Origin of the sequence: Pseudomonas protegens, assembly GCF_003732485.1 — a bacterium.
GTDB lineage: Bacteria > Pseudomonadota > Gammaproteobacteria > Pseudomonadales > Pseudomonadaceae > Aquipseudomonas > Aquipseudomonas protegens_B.
This window is the reverse complement of record NZ_MOAK01000049.1, coordinates 1-2,912: the sequence shown is the minus strand read 5'-3', so window position 1 is coordinate 2,912 and position 2,912 is coordinate 1. Positions and strand designations below refer to the sequence as shown.

Annotated in this window: 2 protein-coding genes and 1 pseudogene; 2 read left to right on the top strand and 1 reads right to left on the bottom strand. The window is 61.7% G+C overall.

What is annotated here, in order from left to right:
* The first annotated feature begins 36 nt into the window (after positions 1–36).
* Both phaC and BLX41_RS12050 read left to right on the top strand, forming a co-directional pair.
* Complete coding sequence (phaC, locus tag BLX41_RS12055; RefSeq protein WP_123725055.1) at positions 37–1,719, top strand: class II poly(R)-hydroxyalkanoic acid synthase; 1,683 nt, start codon at positions 37–39, stop codon at positions 1,717–1,719.
* Positions 1,720–1,783: 64 nt separating this feature from the next.
* A complete protein-coding gene (locus tag BLX41_RS12050) occupies positions 1,784–2,404 on the top strand; it encodes a TetR/AcrR family transcriptional regulator (RefSeq protein ID WP_123725054.1) in 621 nt (206 codons plus the stop codon).
* 67 nt (positions 2,405–2,471) lie between these two features.
* On the opposite strand, the pseudogene BLX41_RS35145 reads toward BLX41_RS12050, so the two are convergent.
* Positions 2,472–2,912, bottom strand: a pseudogene (locus BLX41_RS35145) (phasin family protein); the annotation flags it as partial.

Sequence of the window (2,912 nt, the reverse complement as noted above, 5' to 3'; positions counted from 1 at the left end):
CTGCTTGTTAGTGGTTTGACGAAGGAGTGTTGACTCATGCAAGACAAACCTGCGCAGGGCTCGCTGCCCTCCCCCGCAGCCTATATCAACGCACAGAGTGCGATCACCGGTCTGCGCGGCCGGGATCTGCTCTCCACGTTGCGCAGCCTCGCGGCACACAGTCTCCGTAACCCGTTGCACAGCGCCCGTCATACTTTAGCCCTGGGCGGCCAGTTGGGACGCGTGCTGCTGGGGGAAACCCTGCACAAACCCAACCCCAAGGACAACCGTTTCGCCGACCCGGCCTGGACCCTCAACCCTTTTTACAAACGGGGCCTGCAGGCTTACTTGAGCTGGCAGAAGCAGGTCCGGAGCTGGATCGACGACAGCGGAATGAGCGAGGACGACCGGGCCCGGGCGCACTTTGCCTTTTCCTTGCTCAATGACGCCGTGGCGCCCTCCAACACCCTGCTCAACCCACTGGCCCTCAAGGAGATTTTCAACACCGGTGGCAACAGCGTGGTGCGCGGCATCAGCAATCTGGTGGATGACCTGCTGCACAACAACGGGCTGCCCAGCCAGGTGACCAAGCACGCCTTCGAAATCGGCCGGAACCTGGCCGTGACCCCTGGATCGGTGGTGTTTCGCAATGAACTGCTGGAGTTGATCCAGTACAGCCCCATGAGCGAAAAACAGTACGCCAAGCCCGTGCTGATCGTGCCGCCACAGATCAACAAGTACTACATTTTCGACCTCAGCCCGGCCAACAGCTTCGTCCAGTACGCGCTGAAGAACGGCCTGCAGGTGTTCATGATCAGTTGGCGCAACCCGGACGTGCGCCATCGCGAGTGGGGCCTGTCGAGCTATGTGGAAGCGGCCGAAGAGGCACTGAATGTCGCTCGCGCCATTACCGGCAGTCGGGAAGTCAACCTGATGGGTGCCTGCGCCGGCGGCCTGACCATCGCCGCCCTGCAAGGCCATCTGCAGGCCAAACGGCAACTGCGTCGGGTCGCCAGCGCAACCTACCTGGTGAGTCTGCTGGACAGCCAGCTGGATAGCCCGGCCACCCTGTTCGCCGATGAGAAAACCCTGGAGGCGGCCAAGCGTCGCTCCTACCAGCAAGGGGTGCTGGACGGCCGCGACATGGCCAAGGTGTTTGCCTGGATGCGCCCCAACGACCTGATCTGGAACTACTGGGTCAACAACTACCTGTTGGGCAAGGAGCCACCGGTCTTCGACATCCTCTACTGGAACAACGACAGCACCCGCTTGCCCGCCGCCTTGCACGGCGACCTGCTGGACTTCTTCAAGCACAACCCGCTGAGCCACGAGGGTGGACTGGAAGTCTGCGGCACACCGATCGATTTGCAGAAGGTCACGGTGGACAGCTTCAGCGTGGCCGGGATCAACGACCACATCACGCCCTGGGACGCGGTGTACCGCTCGACCCTGCTGCTGGGAGGCGAGAAACGCTTTGTACTGTCCAACAGCGGGCATGTGCAGAGCATCCTCAACCCACCGAGCAACCCCAAGGCCAACTTCGTGGAGAACCGCAAGCTCAGCAGCGACCCTCGAGCCTGGTACTACGACGCCAAACATGTCGACGGCAGTTGGTGGAGCCAATGGCTGGCCTGGGTTCAGGAACACTCCGGAGCGCAGCGCGAAACCCTGACCACCCTGGGCAACCAGAACTACCCACCGATGGAGGCCGCTCCTGGTACTTACGTGCGCGTGCGCTGAAGACACTTTGCAGCACGACTCCGCGCTGGAGTCGTCCCCCTCAATGGACCGACAAGAAGTCAGGATGAAGACCCGCGACCGGATACTCGAATGTGCCCTGCAACTGTTCAACCAGAAAGGCGAGCCCAATGTCTCCACCATGGAGGTGGCCAATGAAATGGGGATCAGCCCCGGCAACCTCTACTACCACTTCCATGGCAAGGAACCTCTGGTGCTCGGCCTGTTCGAGCGTTTCCAGAACGAGCTGACACCGCTGCTGGACCCTCCGTCCGATGCCCAGCTGGCACCGGAAGACTATTGGTTGTTTCTACACCTGATTGTCGAGCGCCTGGCCCATTACCGCTTTCTGTTCCAGGACCTTTCCAACCTTGCGGGACGCTTGCCGAAACTGGCCAAAGGCATTCGCAACCTGCTCAACGCCCTCAAGCGTACCCTGGCTTCGCTGCTGGCCCGGCTCAAGACCCTAGGCCAACTGGTCAGCGGCACCCAAGCCCTGGGTCAGTTGGTGGAACAGATCACCATGACCTTGCTGTTCTCACTGGATTACCAACGGATTCTCGATCGCGAAGGCGAGGTGCGCCTGGTGGTCTACCAGATCATGATGCTGGTGGCGCCACACCTGCTGCCACCGGCAAAACTGGCCACGGAACAGATGGCCCTGCGCTACCTGGATGAACAGGGGTAGCCATCGGCGTGCCAATAAAAAACGCCCGACCTTCGCAGGCCGGGCGTTTTTTGTGTGCCTGATGTAATCAGGACTGGCTGCTTGGCGTCGCTGGAGTCGGCGCTGCAGTTGGAGTAACAGCCGGGCCAGGTGCTGCGGCGGAGTTCACCGAGCTGGCCGAGGCCACTGGTGCCGCAGTTGCAGGCTTGGCTGCCGGTTTGGCTGCTGCAGGCTTCTTGGCTACAGGTTTTTTCGCCACGGCCGGCTTCGCAGCAGGTTTGGCGGCGGCTTTCACCGCTGGCTTGGCAGCGGGTTTGGCCGCTGGCTTGGCTGCAACAGGCTTGGCGGCGGGTTTGGCTGCCGGTTTGGCGGCGGCTGTTTTCGCTGCTGGCTTGGCGGCAGGTTTTGCGGCGGCCTTGACTGCCGGTTTGGCCAGTGGCTTGGCAGCAGGTTTTGCGGCCGGCTTGGCGGCAGCGGTCTTGGCCGCAACCGGCGCGACCTTGGCACCTGTGAGTTTCTCAATCTGCTT

Excerpts from the sequence above, each read along its gene's own strand:
- phaC (WP_123725055.1), top strand. The coding sequence starts at position 37 with ATGCAAGACAAACCTGCGCAGGGCTCGCTGCCCTCCCCCGCAGCCTAT.
- BLX41_RS12050 (WP_123725054.1), top strand. The coding sequence starts at position 1,784 with ATGAAGACCCGCGACCGGATACTCGAATGTGCCCTGCAACTGTTCAAC.